The following is a 14,818-nucleotide window of genomic DNA, read 5'->3' as shown; positions in this document are numbered from 1 at the left end:
ATGCGTCATGCGGGCGCCGCGGCGGCCATGTCCTTGATGCGCCAGAGGTAGCGCGCGAGGATCGAGCGGTACGGCGCGAAGGCCGCCGCCACGGCGCGCGTGTCGGCCTGGCCGGTCAGCCGACGCAGGCACCCGACCGCCGCAACGTCGCCCTCCGGCCAGATGTCCGGGTCGTGGAAATGGAAGATGCCGACCATGTCGGCCGTCCAGGGGCCGACGCCGCGGATACCGCACAGGATCGCCGCGCGCTCCGGATGCGGCAGCCCGGCCAGCTCGGGACCGAGCAGGCCCGCCGCCTCGGCCGCGACGATCGCCTGCAGGGCCCGGACCTTGTTGCCCGAGAGGCCGCAGGCCCGCAGGAGGTCCGGGTCTCCGGCCGCGAACAGGGCGCGCGGCGTGCCGGCGGCCGCGGCGGCGGCCGCGGCGGCGGCCGCCTCGATCCGCCCCCAGATCGCCGCGGCGGCCCGGGTGGAGAGCTGCTGGTTGACCACCTCGACGAACAGGCGCTCGGCGACGCAAGACTGCGCCGCCGGCTCGATCCGGATCGGGCCGGTCCGCTCCAGGGCGTCCCGCAGGGCCGGGTACGGGCTGGCCGCCGGCAGGAGATGGATGTGCAAAAGATCCAGGGTTTCCAAAGGGCTACGCCCTTTGGCGGGGTGCCGGGGCGAAGCCCTGGCGCATCGGGCGAAGCCCGACAGCAGGGCGCTGCCCTGCAGCTGCAAAAGGTCGCGGACCTTCTGAAACCCGGACCTTCAGGACGCACGACATGATGGGGAAGGCGGATGGTGCGGGCATTCGATAACAGGCTCCTGGCGCGTCGGCGATCGACGGGACGACCGCTCTGGCGGGTGTCATGACCCTCTTCTTCACCGCGGACACGCATTTTGGCGATCCGCACATCCTCCGGCACCAACGGGCCCGGTTCGACACGATCGAGGCCCATGACGAGACCCTGATCGCCCGGTGGAACGCCGTCGTCGGCCCCGGGGACAGCGTCTGGCACCTCGGCGACTTCGCCGCCCATGCGAGCCGCGCGCATTGTGCGGCGGTCTTCGCCCGGCTCAACGGGACGAAGCGCCTCGTCCGGGGCAACCACGATTCGAACCGCGTGCTGGACCTGCCCTGGGCCGAGCCGCCCGTGGACAGTGTCCGCCTGTCGATTCCGGACGCCGAGGGCCGGGAACACCGGCTGTTCCTGTCGCACTACGCCCACCGGGCGTGGCCGGGCCTCTGGCGGGAGACGCGCCATCTCTACGGCCACAGCCACGGCTGGCTCGCCGACACGACCCGGTCCTGCGACGTCGGCGTCGATGCCTGGGACGCGCGCCCGGTCACCCTCGACGCGATCCTGGCGCGTCAGGCGGCGGCCGCGCTCGTGCCGGAGGAACTCGCCACCCAGGGTCTGCGCTGATTCCCATACGGGATTCCCTCAGGAGGCCGCACCGCCATGACCGACACGCCCGCACCACCGCCCGGCTGGGCCGAGGCCGCCGTCCGGGCCGCGACCGAACTCGGGCTCGGGACCGCCTTCGCGGAGATGGCCCGGACGGACCGGGACCGGGTCCTCCGCCGCGCCGGGCAGATCCTCGCCGGACAGGGGCAGGCCCTGCCGCCCGGCTGGGAGCGCGCGCTGGCGCGGCTGCTCGGGGGTGATGATCTCGGGGGCGATGATCCGGGTCGCGCCGACGAGACCGGCCGCCCGGCCGACGCCGCGTTGGCGCGCGACACGGCCGACACGGTCCTCGCCGAGAAGGGCGAGGTGTTCGCACCCGAAGACGACGCCTGAAACGCCGGTATGCACCGTCGGTCTCCTGGAAAACTCTGTGGCGTCCGGCGGTTGCCGTCGCCCGGGCCGGGGCCGATGTAGGGGGCATGCCCCAATCCGAATATCAGCGCGCCGCCCCGAGACCCATCAACACGCGATCCGCCGCACGGACTGGTCCCGACGGGGCGCCGGCCGCCCTGCGGGTGGTTCCGATCGCGGGTCGTCCGGTCCTCGACGCGCAGACGCGCGTCCGCCTCGGCCACGAGCTGCGCGCGCTGTACGATCCGGTGATCGACGAGGCTCTGGATCCCCGGCTGGCGGAGCTGCTGCTGCAGCTCGACGCGGACCGGGCGGGGAAGGCTTCGCGCTGAGGATCCTGTCGGACGCGTCCGCGCGTGCAGCCGAGAAGGGGGCTCCCATCGGCGGATCGGGGGGATGTCGCACCGATGGGAGCCGAGCCGAGCCGACGGATCGACCCAACCCGCTTCATGTCGCCCAAGTCTGCACCCGGGCGCTTTCACCTAAGTCAAATTTCCTGCTGAATACACGCGGATAAGCGACGAATTTGCGTATTCAGGGTTGAAGCTCTGCCGGGCAAGCCGGTCGGGAGCCGCATCCCGACAGGCGGCCTCCAGCTCTCGAACACGGATGACGCTCGGACGGGCCCAGGCCTCGGCCCGGTTTTCTGATCCCGGTTTTCTTGGCCGCGGCGATCTTCAGGCGGTGGTGCCGGTCACCGACAGCATCACTCCGTCGTTGCCGATCTCGGCCCCGCTGTAGCCGAGCATCCGGGCGAGCTGCTCCCGGGCGCGCCAGACCCGGCTCTTCACGGTGCCGATCCGGCAGTTCATCACGGCGGCGGCTTCCTCGTAGCTCAGGTTCTCGATCGCCACGAGGACCAGCGCCTCCCGCATCATCGGTGCGAGCCGGTCGAGGGCGGCGCGCACGTCCTGCAGGTCGAGGTGCCCCCCCTGCTCGGGGATGCTGGTCAGCCGTTCGGCGTGGTTGCCGTCGGAATCCGCGATTTCGCGGCCCTGCTTGCGGTGCTGGCTGTAGAAGACGTTGCGCAGGATCGTGAACAGCCACGCTTCCAGGTTGGTGCCGGGGGTGAAGCCGCCCCGGCCGCGCCAGCCGCGCAGCAGCGTGTCCTGCACGAGGTCGTCGGCCGCCGCCGGGTCGCGGGTCAGCGAGACCGCGAAGCGGTGCAGCGCCGGCACCACCTCCAGCAGGCCGGCGCGGAACGTCGCCTCCCGCGCGCCCTCGGCCCGGGTGAGGGCGGTCTCGAGGCGGGCCAGGAGTTCGGCGAAGCGGTGCGAGGTGGCCCCCGGCGCCGGGCCGATCCGGTCGTAGGCATGGCCGAGCAGGGTGCCCAGATGGGCACGCACGGCCTCCGGCAGGCCGTGGCGGATGTCGTCGCGCGTATCCTCGGCAGATTCATCGGCGACATCCGCGACGCGATCCTCCAGCGAATCGGCCAAGGGGTCGGCCAGGGGGGCGCCCAAGGGATCGACAACGCGATCGAGGAGGGATGAGCCTTCGGGTGCGGGCATTCAGGTCCGGTCGTCGGCGATCGGGCCGGTCGTGCCCGCACGCGGTTGTCGCGCGCCGAGCCCGCCCATGCCGCAACATGGGTTAGCGGTTTGCCCGAACGCCCATCGGCCACGGGATTCCCATGGCTCGGTCTGCCCCCCAGCCCCCCAGCCCCCCGGCACCGGCGCCGCGCGAGCGCGGACCCGGATCGGCCCGGTCGAGGGCGCGGCCGGCCAGCGGGTTCTCCGCGCCGGGTTTCAACGGCGATGTTGCAACCGAAAGGCGAACCGTTGCCTGCGATAGGGCGTTCTCTGGACAAGTGCGGCCCTCGATCGCGTCCCCGGGCGCCTCGGAACCTCCGCTCAGCAGCCGTCCCAGAACGCGTCCCACAACCCCGCCCGGAATCCGCGATGCCCGTTCCCGAACCCGCCCGCTCCGAGGCCGCCGGTCCACAGGGCCACGCATCGACGGTCTGGACGCTGGCGCTGGCCACCGCGCTGATCGGCCTCGTGGCCCTCCCGCGCCGGCCGGGCCGGCCGGCCCCGGACCAGAGCTCGGATCAGGATGGCGCCCGCCGGCCCTCCCCCTCGCATGAAGGCGGCGCGGCGCATGCCGTCGCCCGGACCGAGGCCGATCGCGGGCGCGGCGCCGCCACGCCCACCGAGATCCCCGCCAAGGGCTGGAAGGACATCGCGCTGCGCACCTACCGCGCCATCGGCGAGAACCGGCTGTCGCTGATCGCGGCCGGCGTCACCTTCTTCACCCTGCTGGCGATCTTCCCCGCGGTGGCGGCCCTGGTCTCGTGCTACGGCCTCGTGGCCGACGCCTCGACCATCAACGCGCAGCTCGCCAGCCTCCAGGGTATCCTGCCCCAGGGCGCGCTGGAGATCGTCGGCGATCAGGTCAAGCGCCTGAACGAGCAGGGCGACACCACCCTGGGGTTCAGCCTGGTCTTCGGCATCGTCCTGTCGGTCTGGAGCGCCAATGGCGGCGTGAAGCACGTCTTCGACGCGCTCAACCTCGTCTACAACGAGCGCGAGCATCGCAATTTCGTCGTGCTCAACCTCGTCTCCCTCGGCTTCACCGCGGGGGCGCTGCTGTTCCTGATCCTGGCGCTGTCCGCGGTGGTGGTGCTGCCGCTGGTGCTCACCTATGTCGGGCTCGGGGCCGACGCGTGGTGGCTGACGCTCCTGCGCTGGCCGGCTTTGTTCGTGGCGGTCCTGCTCGGGCTCGCCCTGCTCTATCGCTACGGCCCCAGCCGGGACGCGCCGCGCTGGCGCTGGGTCACGCCGGGGAGCGCGCTGGCGGCTTTGCTGTGGATCGCCGCGTCGCTGCTGTTCTCATGGTACGTCGCCCATTTCGGCAGCTACAACAAGACCTACGGCTCGCTCGGCGCGGCCATCGGCTTCATGACCTGGATCTGGCTCTCGACCATGATCGTGCTGGCCGGCGCCCAGCTGAACGCCGAGATGGAGCACCAGACCGCCGAGGACACCACCGTCGGCACGCCGCAGCCGCTCGGCACCCGCCGGGCGCGCATGGCCGATACGGTGGGCGCCGCCGCGGAGTAGCGCGCCGGCCCGTGGGGCCGGTGATCCGCCGGCTCAACCCCGGCAGGCGCAAGCAATGGCGGGTTCCGGGGCCGGCCCGGGTGAGGATTCGCGGGGCCTTGAGCCCGGCGTGACCGTCCCGGTTGGGTAAACTAACACAGGTTGGCGCGCGGTTCTCCGGTCCGGGCACAAGCGGATCAAGAACATCCGGATTTCGCGATCCGGAAGACCTTTTGCCGTCCGCCGATCGAAATATCCGTGCCTGACAACTTGATCGATACCTTCGACGGCACCGTCGCGTGCGCCGACCCGGCCGCGACGCTCCGGATGGTCGCCGGACCGGCGGCATGAGGCCGGTCCGCACCCGCCCCGCCGCGACCTGACCGGAGGCGGGCGTGGAGAATCCGTTCGTCCGGAAATTGGAGCGGCATGTCCGCCTCGCGCCCGAGGATCGCGCGACCCTCGTGGGGCTCGCGCGCCAGAACATCCGCCACGTCGCAGGCCGCCAGGACATCGAGGGGCCGCACAGCGATCCGTACCACACGCACCTGATCCTCGACGGCTGGGCCTGCCGCTACAAGCAGTTCCCGGATGGGCGGCGGGCGATCGTCGCCCTGCTCCTGCCGGGCGACCTGTGCGATCCGTTCGCGTTCCGCCGGGCGCGCATGGACCACGCCATCGGGGCGCTGACCCCCGTCACGGTCGCGCGGATCACCCCCGAGCAGATCGCCGACGCGGTCCGCGGCCGACCCGCCATCGAGGAGGGCCTGTGGCGGGAGACGCTCGCCACCACGGCCATCCACCGGGAGTGGATCGCCAGCGTCGGGCGCCGCTCGGCGATCGAGCGGCTGGCGCACCTGTTCTGCGAGCTGCACCTGCGGCTCACCTGGGCGGGTCTGGCGGACGGGACCAGCCTGCCGATGCCGGTGACCCAGCCGGACCTCGCCGACGCCCTCGGCCAGACCAGCGTGCACATCAACCGCACCCTCAAGGAGCTGCGCAGCAGCGGCCTCGTCGTCCTGCGCAGCCGGCGCCTGACGATCCGCGACCTCGACGGCCTGCGGGAGCGGGGGCTGTTCGACCCGGCCTACCTGCTGCCGGCTTGAACGGCGCGGGCGATACGCCGCGGCACCGGTCGGCCGTGCGTCCCGCGGCAAACCTTGCCTTGGGGCCGATGCGGCCGATCTCAGCGGTTGGGCCCGATCCGTGGCAGGCCGACCGGCAGACGATGCACATTCATCTCGACGCACTCGGCGGCGTGGCCGGCGACATGTTCGCCGCCGCCCTGCTGGACGCCTTCCCCGAGCATCAGGACGGCGTGGGCGCGAGCATCCGGGCGGTCGATGCCCGCATCGCCTGCGCGCTGCACCCGCACAACGACGGCATCCTGCGCGGCGCGCGCTTTTCCGTCTCGGGACCCGGCGACGCGCCCGAACACCGGCCCGATCATGGCCACCATCATCACCCGCACCACGGCCACGATCACGGCCGTGCGCACGATCACGGCCATGCGCACGATCACGGCCATGCGCACGATCACGGCCATGCGCACGATCACGGCCATGCGCACGATCACGGCCACCGGCCCTGGTCGGAGATCCGCGCCGCGCTGACAGAAGCGGATCTCGCGCCCGCGGTCCGGGCGCAGGCGCTCGGCATCTTCGGGCACCTCGCCGACGCGGAGGCCCGGGTGCACGGCATCGCGGTCGACGCGGTGGCGTTCCACGAGGTCGGGGCCTTCGATTCGATCGCCGACATCGTGGCCGCCGCCCACCTGATCGCCGCGCTGGAGGTCCGGAGCTGGAGCGTCTCGGCCCTGCCGCTCGGCTCCGGCCGGGTGAGGACCCAGCACGGCCCCCTCCCCGTCCCGGCGCCGGCTACCACGCTGCTGCTCGACGGCTTCTCCACCCTCGACGACGGCGTCCCCGGCGAGCGCGTCACGCCCACCGGCGCGGCGATCCTGCGCCATCTCTGCGGCGACGACCCTGTCCGGGGCCGGCCCCGGGGCATCCTCGGGCGCACCGGCATCGGCTTCGGCACGAAGGTGCTGCCGGGCCTGAGCAACTGCCTGCGCGCCCTGGTGCTGGAGGACGGCACCGCCGCCGCGCCGGGCCGGCGGGATCTCGCGGTGATCGCCTTCGAGATCGACGACCAGTCCGGCGAGGATCTCGCCATGGGTCTCGACTGCTTGCGCGCCGAGCCCGGGATCCTCGACGTCGTGCAGGCCCCGGTCCTCGGCAAGAAGGGCCGGATGATGGCCCATATCCAGGCCCTGGTGCGGCCGGAGAGCCTGGAGGCGGCAATCGCGGCCTGCTTCCGGGAGACCACCACGATCGGCCTGCGTTACCACCGGGTGGAGGGCGCGGTGCTGGATCGGGAATCCCATACGGTCGAACAGGCGGGCCGGCCGGTCCGGGTGAAGGTCGTGGACCGGCCGGGTGGGCGCACCGCCAAGGCCGAGGCCGACGACGCTCGCGACCACGCGGGCCACGCGGCCCGGGCGAGCCTGCGCCGCGAGGCCGAGCGCCTCGCCTTGAAGCAGGAGCAGGAGGAGCGGTGACGCGCCAGAAGAATCTCGAAGCGGTCCTCGCCGGGCTTGGACCCGTGGCGGTGGCGGTGAGCGGCGGGGTCGACAGCCTGACGCTCGCCACCCTCGCCCACCGGGTGGCGCCGGGGGCGGCCCTGATGGTCCACGCGGTCTCGCCGGCGGTGCCCGGGGAGGCGACCGCCCGCGTGCGCGCCGAAGGCGCCCGCGAGGGCTGGGATCTGCGGGTGATCGAGGCCGGCGAGTTCGCCGACCCGGCCTACCGGGCGAACCCGGTCAACCGCTGCTTCTTCTGCAAGACCAATCTCTACGGTGCGGTCCGGGCCGTCACCGACCGGCAGATCCTGTCGGGCGCCAACCGCGACGACCTCGGCGAGTACCGCCCCGGCCTCGACGCCGCCCGGGAGCACGGCGTCCGCCATCCCTACGTGGAGGCCGGGTTCGACAAGGCCGCCGTCCGGGCGCTCGCCCGCGACCTCGGCCTCGGCGCGGTGGCGGAGCTGCCGGCGGCGCCCTGCCTGTCGAGCCGGGTCGAGACCGGCATCCCGATCGAGCCGGAGATTTTGGGATTTATCCATTCCGTCGAGCAGTTGGTCGGCGGGGTGCTGGATACGGGTACGGATGCCAAGCGCGCGGTCCGCTGCCGGGTGCGCGCCGAGGGGGTGGTGGTGGAACTCGATCCCGGGAGCCTCGCGGCCCTCGACGCCGCAGGGCGCGAAACGCTCGGGGCCGGCATCCGGGCGCTCGCGCCGCCGCGTCTCGCCGGCCTTGTCCGCTTCGCCCCCTACCGGGTCGGCAGCGCCTTCCTGGTGCAGCAGGGAGAGGCCCGGTCGTGAGCGTCACGGAAGAATTCACCCTCGATTTCGCCCGGTCCGAGCGGATCGGGCTGGAGGAGGCGATCTTCTGCGCCGGCAAGAGCCCGGAGCAGATCGACGCGATCCTGGAGGCCGCCCGGGGGCGGGGCGCCTCGCTGCTCCTCACCCGCCTCGATCCGGAGAAGCGGGACCGGCTCAAAGCGCTCTCCGCCGAAGTGGACGCCGGTTCGGCGCAAGAGCGCGCATCACAACAGAGGTCTGCGGCCGCACGGCTCGACTATTGCCCAGTCTCGCGCACGGCCGTGTTCGGCGATGCGCCGCGGGTCACCGGCCCGGCCCGGGTCGCCGTGGTGGCAGCCGGCACCTCGGATGTGCCTGTCGCCCGCGAGGCCCTGCGGGTGTTGGCCTATGCCGGGCGGGCGGCCTCGCTCTTCGCCGATGTCGGCGTCGCCGGCCTGTGGCGGCTGACCACGCGGATCGAGGAGATCCGGGCACATCCGGTGGTGATCGTCGCCGCCGGGATGGATGCGGCGCTGCCGAGCGTCGTCGGCGGCCTCGTGGCGGGGGCGGTGATCGCGGTCCCGACCTCCGTGGGCTACGGCGTCGCGGCCGGCGGGCGCGCCGCCCTCGATGCCGTGCTGGCGAGCTGCGCGCCCGGCATCACGGTGGTCAACATCGACAACGGCTACGGCGCCGCCTGCGCCGCCCTGCGCCTGCTCCACGCGGCAGGACGCCTCGCCGCGGAGACCGAACGATGACCCGGCCCGACGCATTACCTCCCCTCACCCCGACATTCGCGAACGGAGACAGCCGATGGAACGCCGCAGCTTTCTACAGGGCGCCGTGCTCGGCGCAGGTCTTTCGGGCGCAAGCCTCGCGGGCGCCGGCAGCGCAGGTGCGGCCGTGAACGCCCCCGTTCTCCCCGGTAACCGCCCGCAGGACCCGGCCGACCTGCCCTTCGTCACCGATCCCGGCGAGCGCCGGGGCGAGATGCTCTATCGGACCTTCGGGAAGACGTCGGAAAAGATCTCCGCGATCGGCATGGGTGGGTTCCACCTCGGCAAGAGCGCCGTGACGGACGACGAGGCCACGCGGCTGATCCATGCCGGGATCGACCGCGGCATCACCTTCATGGACAATTGCTGGGACTACAACGACGGGCGCTCCGAGCTGCGCATGGGCGCGGCCCTGGCCCAGGGCGGCTACCGCGACAAAGTCTTCCTGATGTCCAAGATGGACGGGCGGACCAAGGAAGAGGCGATCAAGCAGATCGACCAGTCGCTCCTGCGCCTGCGCACCGACCGGATCGACCTCGTCCAGCACCACGAGATCCTGCGCTACGACGATCCCGACCGGGTCTTCGCCGAGGGCGGCGCCATGGAGGGGTTCCTGGAGGCCAAGAAGGCCGGCAAGCTGCGCTACATCGGCTTCACCGGCCACAAGGACCCGCGCATCCATCTGCAGATGCTGGAGGTGGCGGCCGAGCGCGGCTTCCACTTCGATTCCGTGCAGATGCCCGTCAACGTGATGGACGCGCATTTCCGCTCGTTCAGCCACCTCGTGCTGCCGTATCTGGTGCAGAACGGCATCGCGCCGCTCGCCATGAAGACGTTTGGCGACGGGGTGATCCTGAAGGCGGACGCGCCGATCAAGCCGATCGAGTACCTGCACTTCTCGCTGAACCTGCCGGTCTCGGTGGTGATCACCGGCATTCAGAATCAGCGCGACCTCGACCAGGCCTTCGAGGCGGTGAAGACCTTCACGCCGATGGACAAGGCCACGGTCGCCGAGCTGCTGTCGCGGTCGAAGCCCTACGCGTTGGAGGGCAAGTACGAGCTGTTCAAGACGAGCGCGACCTTCGACGGCACCGCCAAGAACGCGGCGTGGCTGGGCGAGGACGTGCAGGGCGTGAAGAAGCTCGCGCCGACGATGGAGTAAGATGATTTCAGAACAGCGCGCTCTCCCTCCCCCGCAGTGGGGGGAGGGAGAGGTGTTGCATCTCACACCACATCCTCCAGCCGGATCGGCAGACTGCGGATCCGGCGGCCGGTGGCGTGGTGGACGGCGTTGGCGATGGCCGCGTTCACCCCGATGATGCCGAGCTCGCCCAGGCCCTTCAGGCCCAGCGCATCGACCTGATCGTCGGGATCGGGCACCAGCAGCGCCTCCATCTCCGGCGCGTCGGCCGCGGTGGGGACGAGGTACTCGGCCAAATCCGGGTTGCGATAGGCGGCGCCGTCCACCACCGTCTCTTCGAGCAAAGCCGAGCCGAGCCCCCAGATCATCCCGCCCATGAGCTGGCTCTTGGCGGTCAGCGGGTTGAGGATGCGGCCCGCCGCGAAGGCGCCGGTCAGCCGCGCCACCCGGATCTCCCCGGTCTCGGCATGGATATGAACCTCGGCGAACTGCGCGCCGAAGCCCCAGGACACGGCCTTGCCGCCCCCGCCGAGGGTGAGCCCGATATGGCCGCCGCGCAGGCCCTGGAGCGCCTTCTCCCGGTCGCCCCCTGCGGGCACGAAGTCCGCGACGGTTTCGACGCCCGCGGGGCCGACCGCCTCGGCAAGCGCGATCCCGCGCCCGTCCGGGCTGACGAGACGACCGCCCGCGAGGCGAAGGCTGCCCGGATCCCGGCCGGCAAGGCCCCCACCCTGCCCGGTCGCGGCCTGCGCCAGGGTCTCGCGGATCTGCCCGCAGCCGAGCGCCAGGGCGTTCATCAGGCTGGTGGTCGTGCTCGACCCGCCCGAGATGCCGGCCGCCGGCAGGTCCGTGTCGCCGAGCCGGACCGTCACCCGCTCGACCGGCACGCCGAGCCCGTCCGCCGCGCCCATGGCAAGCAGCGTGGTGATGCCGTTGCCGATCTCGTGGTGCGCGCAGGCCACCTCCGCCGACCCGTCCGGGCCGAGCCGGACCCGCATGGTCGCGGCGGCGATTTTTACGGGTCGCACCGAGGTCGCGCAGCCGAGGCCGACCAGCCAGGGACCGTCGCGCATCGCGCCGGGGCGGGCTACCCGGCGCGCCCAGCCGAAGGCCTCTGCCCCGGCCTCGAAGCAGGCCATCAGCGGCCGGGTCGAGAACGGCTTTCCCGAGACCGGATCGACCGCCGTGTCGTTGCGCCGGCGCAGTTCGATCGGATCCATGTTCAACGCGACCGCCATCTCGTCGACGGCGCTCTCCAGGGCGAACAGGAACGGCACCTCCGGCGGCGCCCGCATCGGCCCCGGCGTGTTGCGGTCGACCCGCACGGCCCGCTCCTCGGTGCGGATGTTCGGGCAGGCGTAGAGGCTCGCGGTCACTTCCGCGCCCTCCATGACGAAGGGATCGAAGCGCGACGTCACGGTCTCGGCTTCGTGGACCAGGGCGGTGAACCGGCCCGACCTGTCGGCGCCGAGCCGGATCCTGTGGCGCGATTCCGGCCGGTAATTGGCGATGGTGAAGCAGTGCCGCCGGCTCGGCACCAGGGAGACCGGCCGGCCGAGGCGCCGGGCCGCCAGGGCGACCAGCGCGGTGTGCTGCGACAGCGCGAATTTCGAGCCGAAATGGCCGCCGATCAGGCCCGCCACCACCCGCACCTGCGCGGGATCGAGGCCGAGCTGCGCCGCGAGCCCGTGCTGGACGGCGCCGACATAGCGGGTCGGCTCGTGGACGGTGAGCCGGTCGCCGTCCCAGGCGGCCCGGGTGGTGAACAGCTCGATCGGGTTGTGGTGCTGGACCGGGGTCTCGTAGCGCGCCTCGACGCGGATAGCCGCCTCCGCCAAGCCGGCCTCGGCGTCGCCCCGTTCGATGTCCTCGTGCTGGGCTTTCAGGTCGGCGAGGCGCACGGTCTCGGCGCCGGGGGCGTCGAAGCCGCCGGCGGCGGGCTCCTCGGCGTAGAAGACCCGGACCGCACCGGCCGCCGCCTCGGCGGCCTCCAGGGTCTCGGCGACGACCAGCGCCACGATCTGGCCGGCATACGCCACCGTGTCGGAGTCGAGGGGCCGGTGCGAGCTGTTGGCGTAGCCGCCGGCCATCAGGTGCTTCACCGGGGCCACCGCGCCGGAAAAATCCCGGTGGGTGAAGAGGGCGAGCAGGCCCGGCACAGCGCGCGCGGCGTCGCAGTCGAACCCGGTGATCCGGCCCCGGGCGATGGGGCTGGTGACCAGGGCGGCGTGGGCGGTGTTCGTCTCCGGGCCGGTGCGGTCGGAGCTGTAGAGGGCCCGGCCCGTGACCTTGTCGGGCCCCTCGAGCCGCGTGTGCGGTCGGCCGAGATAGCCGTCGGTGTCCAGCGCGCCCGAATGCATGCCGCCCTCCCCATCCGCGGCCGTCGGGCCACCTGCAGGGAGGGAAGCGCCCCGGGGGCGGTTCGGCTCCCCGGGTGGTGGGGTGACAGGATGCAGCGGCCGCGCTGATGACCCACCAGCGCGGCCGGGATCAGCTCAGTTCAGGACCTTCCCGTCCGGGCCGACCTTGACCTCCTGCTCCTTGTCGGTGCCGGCGACCTTGATCTCGTACTGGACCGCGGAGCCGTCCTTCTCGACCTCGGCCTCGTAGGCCTTGCCGCCGCCGGCCTTCTGCTCGGCGATGGCGAGCGCGTCCTTCAGCGAGGTCTTGGCGTTCTGGAAGTCGGCGGCCTTCAGCCGGGTGAAGTAGCGCTCGAACGGCTGGTTCTCAGTCTTGTAGAGCGCGCCCGTGTCGGCATTGATGCCGTACTCGACGAGCTTGCCGCTCGGGTAGACGACCTTGATCGAGAAGTGGGCCGGATCCTTGCTGTCGGCCTTCTCGAAATCGGCGTCGATGGCGCGGCCGCCCTTCTCGTCGCCCTGCGCCTCGGCGGTGGTTAGCGCCTGGGCGAGGCCGACCTTGGCGAGCTTTGCGACCTGCCACTCCTTCAGGTTGCTGTCGGCCTTGGAGGCCGGCTCGGCGGGGGTGGAGGTGGCGGTCTGGGCCAGCGTGAGGCTCGTGGAGAGCGCGAGCAGGCCGGCGGCGGCGGCGAGACGGGTGATCATGGCGGGTGTCCCTTTTGCGGGTTCGTTCACGGGAGCGTGAAACGCCGGGGCCGCAAGTCCGGTTGCCCGGGACGGGAAAAAAAGCCGCCCGGGGTCGGGGTGGTGCCGCCCCGCCCCCCGCCTGTATGAGGAGCGGCCCATGAGGACCTGCTTATGAGGACTTGCCTATGACCGGACACGAACCCGAGCCGCTGGACGAGTTCACGCGCCTGCACGCCAAGCTCTCCGCCCTGGAGATCGTGCTGGGCGTCCTGATCGGGCGCCTGTCGGAGGAGAATCCCGAGATCCGCGAGGACGTGAAGCGCGATGTGGCGGCGATCCTGTCCGACATGCCGATCGACGGCCCGAGCGAGGAGATGATCGCCGAGGAGGTCCGCCGGGCCGCCGGGGTGCTCACCAGCGTCTCGATCGGCTGAACCCCGGTCGGTGGATCCCAAAGGGCAAGCCCTTTGGCGGGGTGTCGGGGCAGCGCCCCGACGCTGGGTCCTCGCCTTCAGCGCGGCGGCATCCGCAGCGCCCCGTCGAGGCGGATCGTCTCGCCGTTGAGCATCGGGTTCTCGCAGATGTGCCGGACCAGGGCGGCGTATTCGGCCGGCCGGCCGAGCCGCGGCGGGAACGGCACGCTTTGCCCGAGCGTGTCCTGCACCTCATGCGGCAGCCCGGCCATCATGGGCGTCTCGAAGATGCCGGGCGCGATCGTCACCACCCGGATGCCGTGCCGGGCGAGTTCCCGGGCGATCGGCAGGGTCATCGCGACCACCCCGCCCTTCGAGGCCGCGTAGGCGGCCTGCCCGATCTGGCCGTCGAAGGCCGCGATCGAGGCGGTGTTGACGATCACGCCCCGGGCGCCGGTCTCGTCCGGCGCCTCCCGGGCGATCGCGTCGGCGGCCAGCCGGATCATGTTGAAGGTGCCCACGAGGTTGACCGTGACCGCCCGGGCGAAGCTGTCGAGCCGGTGCGGCCCGTCGCGGCCGACCACCCTCTCGCCCGGCGCGATCCCGGCGCAGTTCACCAGCCCGTGCAGGTGCCCGAACGCGTCGAGCGCCGTCCGGACCGCCGCGGCGCCATCGTCCTCGCGGGTGACATCGGTCTCGGCGAAGCGCGCCGCCGTGCCGAGTTCCGCCGCGACCCGAGCGCCGGATTCCCGGGCGATGTCGGCCAGCACCACCCGGGCGCCCGCCGCCACGAGGCCGCGTGCCGTCGCCTCCCCCAGGCCCGAGCCCGCCCCGGTGACGATGAAGACGCGATCCTGGATCATTCCGGCCTCCCCCAATGGTCCCGGCCGCCCCGCGCGCACCGCGCCCGGCCCTGACGGACCCGACCTAAAGCCCTGCCCGATCGCGTTGCAATCGGGCGCGGCTCTCAGCCCGTGTCGTGGCGCGCGCTGTTGCGCCGAACCGGTGTCCCCGTCGTCGGAGCAGGCTCTGACGGGGGCCGGAAGCCGCCCACGCCGACCCCGGAACATCGGCGCGACAGTTGACGTGTGAAAAATTCCCACATAAAAGTCCGACCGATCGCAGCGCTGTATTGGTTTGTATTTCCGTCTGTTTCCAGCGCGTCGATACAGACTCGAAAAATACTCCGGCCCGTGTTTTCGGTCGAAGATCGTCGACCCGCCGCACCGAAAGCCC

General features: G+C 72.0%; 15 protein-coding genes. 10 read left to right on the top strand and 5 right to left on the bottom strand.

From position 1 onward, the window contains the following. Positions 1–5: 5 nt before the first annotated feature. Positions 6–611 carry a DNA-3-methyladenine glycosylase 2 family protein gene (locus tag OXS27_RS13935; protein WP_346732993.1) on the bottom strand — a complete coding sequence of 202 codons (606 nt, stop codon included), beginning with the start codon at positions 609–611 and terminating at the stop codon, positions 6–8. A 242-nt stretch (positions 612–853) separates the two neighbouring features. On the opposite strand from OXS27_RS13935, the gene OXS27_RS13930 reads away from it, so the two are divergent. The 3 genes from OXS27_RS13930 (at position 854) to OXS27_RS13920 (ending at position 2,136) form a co-directional block, all read left to right on the top strand. After that, the gene (locus tag OXS27_RS13930; protein ID WP_267356739.1) at positions 854–1,411 is read left to right on the top strand and encodes a metallophosphoesterase; all 558 of its coding nucleotides are present in this window, start codon (positions 854–856) and stop codon (positions 1,409–1,411) included. A gap of 36 nt (positions 1,412–1,447) precedes the next feature. Beyond that, on the top strand, positions 1,448–1,786 hold the full coding sequence (locus OXS27_RS13925; protein ID WP_267356737.1) for a hypothetical protein: 339 nt from the start codon (positions 1,448–1,450) through the stop codon (positions 1,784–1,786). Positions 1,787–1,872: 86 nt separating this feature from the next. Further along, entirely contained in the window at positions 1,873–2,136 is a 264-nt protein-coding gene (locus OXS27_RS13920) for a hypothetical protein (RefSeq protein WP_243927510.1), read from the top strand. Positions 2,137–2,481: 345 nt separating this feature from the next. On the opposite strand, the gene OXS27_RS13915 is transcribed toward OXS27_RS13920, so the two are convergent. Beyond that, the gene (locus OXS27_RS13915) at positions 2,482–3,315 is read right to left on the bottom strand and encodes a sigma-70 family RNA polymerase sigma factor (protein ID WP_243927512.1); all 834 of its coding nucleotides are present in this window, start codon (positions 3,313–3,315) and stop codon (positions 2,482–2,484) included. A gap of 390 nt (positions 3,316–3,705) precedes the next feature. On the opposite strand from OXS27_RS13915, the gene OXS27_RS13910 reads away from it, so the two are divergent. From OXS27_RS13910 to OXS27_RS13885, 6 genes are all read left to right on the top strand, one after another. Then, positions 3,706–4,866, top strand: coding sequence for a YihY/virulence factor BrkB family protein (locus tag OXS27_RS13910; RefSeq protein ID WP_267356735.1), 1,161 nt, complete (start codon positions 3,706–3,708; stop codon positions 4,864–4,866). A gap of 374 nt (positions 4,867–5,240) precedes the next feature. Continuing rightward, a complete protein-coding gene (locus tag OXS27_RS13905; protein ID WP_243927516.1) occupies positions 5,241–5,951 on the top strand; it encodes a Crp/Fnr family transcriptional regulator in 711 nt (236 codons plus the stop codon). Between the two features lie 122 nt (positions 5,952–6,073). After that, a complete protein-coding gene (locus OXS27_RS13900) occupies positions 6,074–7,405 on the top strand; it encodes a LarC family nickel insertion protein (protein ID WP_267356868.1) in 1,332 nt (443 codons plus the stop codon). Beyond that, the gene (locus OXS27_RS13895) at positions 7,402–8,226 is read left to right on the top strand and encodes an adenine nucleotide alpha hydrolase (RefSeq protein ID WP_243927518.1); all 825 of its coding nucleotides are present in this window, start codon (positions 7,402–7,404) and stop codon (positions 8,224–8,226) included. Before OXS27_RS13900 ends, OXS27_RS13895 begins: the two co-directional genes overlap by 4 nt. After that, positions 8,223–8,963 (top strand): nickel pincer cofactor biosynthesis protein LarB, encoded by a 741-nt coding sequence (gene larB / locus OXS27_RS13890; protein ID WP_243927520.1) that lies wholly within the window; start codon positions 8,223–8,225, stop codon positions 8,961–8,963. Before OXS27_RS13895 ends, larB begins: the two co-directional genes overlap by 4 nt. A gap of 55 nt (positions 8,964–9,018) precedes the next feature. After that, positions 9,019–10,143, top strand: a complete 1,125-nt coding sequence (locus tag OXS27_RS13885; protein ID WP_267356732.1) for an aldo/keto reductase — start codon at positions 9,019–9,021, stop codon at positions 10,141–10,143. Positions 10,144–10,205: 62 nt separating this feature from the next. Here OXS27_RS13885 and OXS27_RS13880 read toward each other — a convergent pair whose 3' ends face one another. Together OXS27_RS13880 and OXS27_RS13875 are read right to left on the bottom strand one after the other, a co-directional pair. Next, positions 10,206–12,482 (bottom strand): xanthine dehydrogenase family protein molybdopterin-binding subunit, encoded by a 2,277-nt coding sequence (locus tag OXS27_RS13880; protein WP_267356730.1) that lies wholly within the window; start codon positions 12,480–12,482, stop codon positions 10,206–10,208. Positions 12,483–12,617: 135 nt separating this feature from the next. Next, entirely contained in the window at positions 12,618–13,187 is a 570-nt protein-coding gene (locus tag OXS27_RS13875; protein WP_243927530.1) for a PepSY domain-containing protein, read from the bottom strand. 167 nt (positions 13,188–13,354) lie between these two features. On the opposite strand from OXS27_RS13875, the gene OXS27_RS13870 reads away from it, so the two are divergent. Further along, positions 13,355–13,603: a hypothetical protein gene (locus tag OXS27_RS13870; protein ID WP_243927532.1), complete on the top strand. Its 249-nt coding sequence runs from the start codon at positions 13,355–13,357 to the stop codon at positions 13,601–13,603. A gap of 77 nt (positions 13,604–13,680) precedes the next feature. On the opposite strand, the gene OXS27_RS13865 is transcribed toward OXS27_RS13870, so the two are convergent. Then, positions 13,681–14,445 (bottom strand): 3-hydroxyacyl-CoA dehydrogenase, encoded by a 765-nt coding sequence (locus tag OXS27_RS13865; protein WP_267356727.1) that lies wholly within the window; start codon positions 14,443–14,445, stop codon positions 13,681–13,683. Positions 14,446–14,818: the final 373 nt, after the last annotated feature.

The sequence above is a fragment of the Methylobacterium sp. GC_Met_3 genome, from assembly GCF_026540775.1.
Classification (GTDB): domain Bacteria; phylum Pseudomonadota; class Alphaproteobacteria; order Rhizobiales; family Beijerinckiaceae; genus Methylobacterium.
The sequence above is the reverse complement of the archived record's forward strand: the minus strand, read 5'-3'. Positions and strand labels throughout refer to the sequence as shown.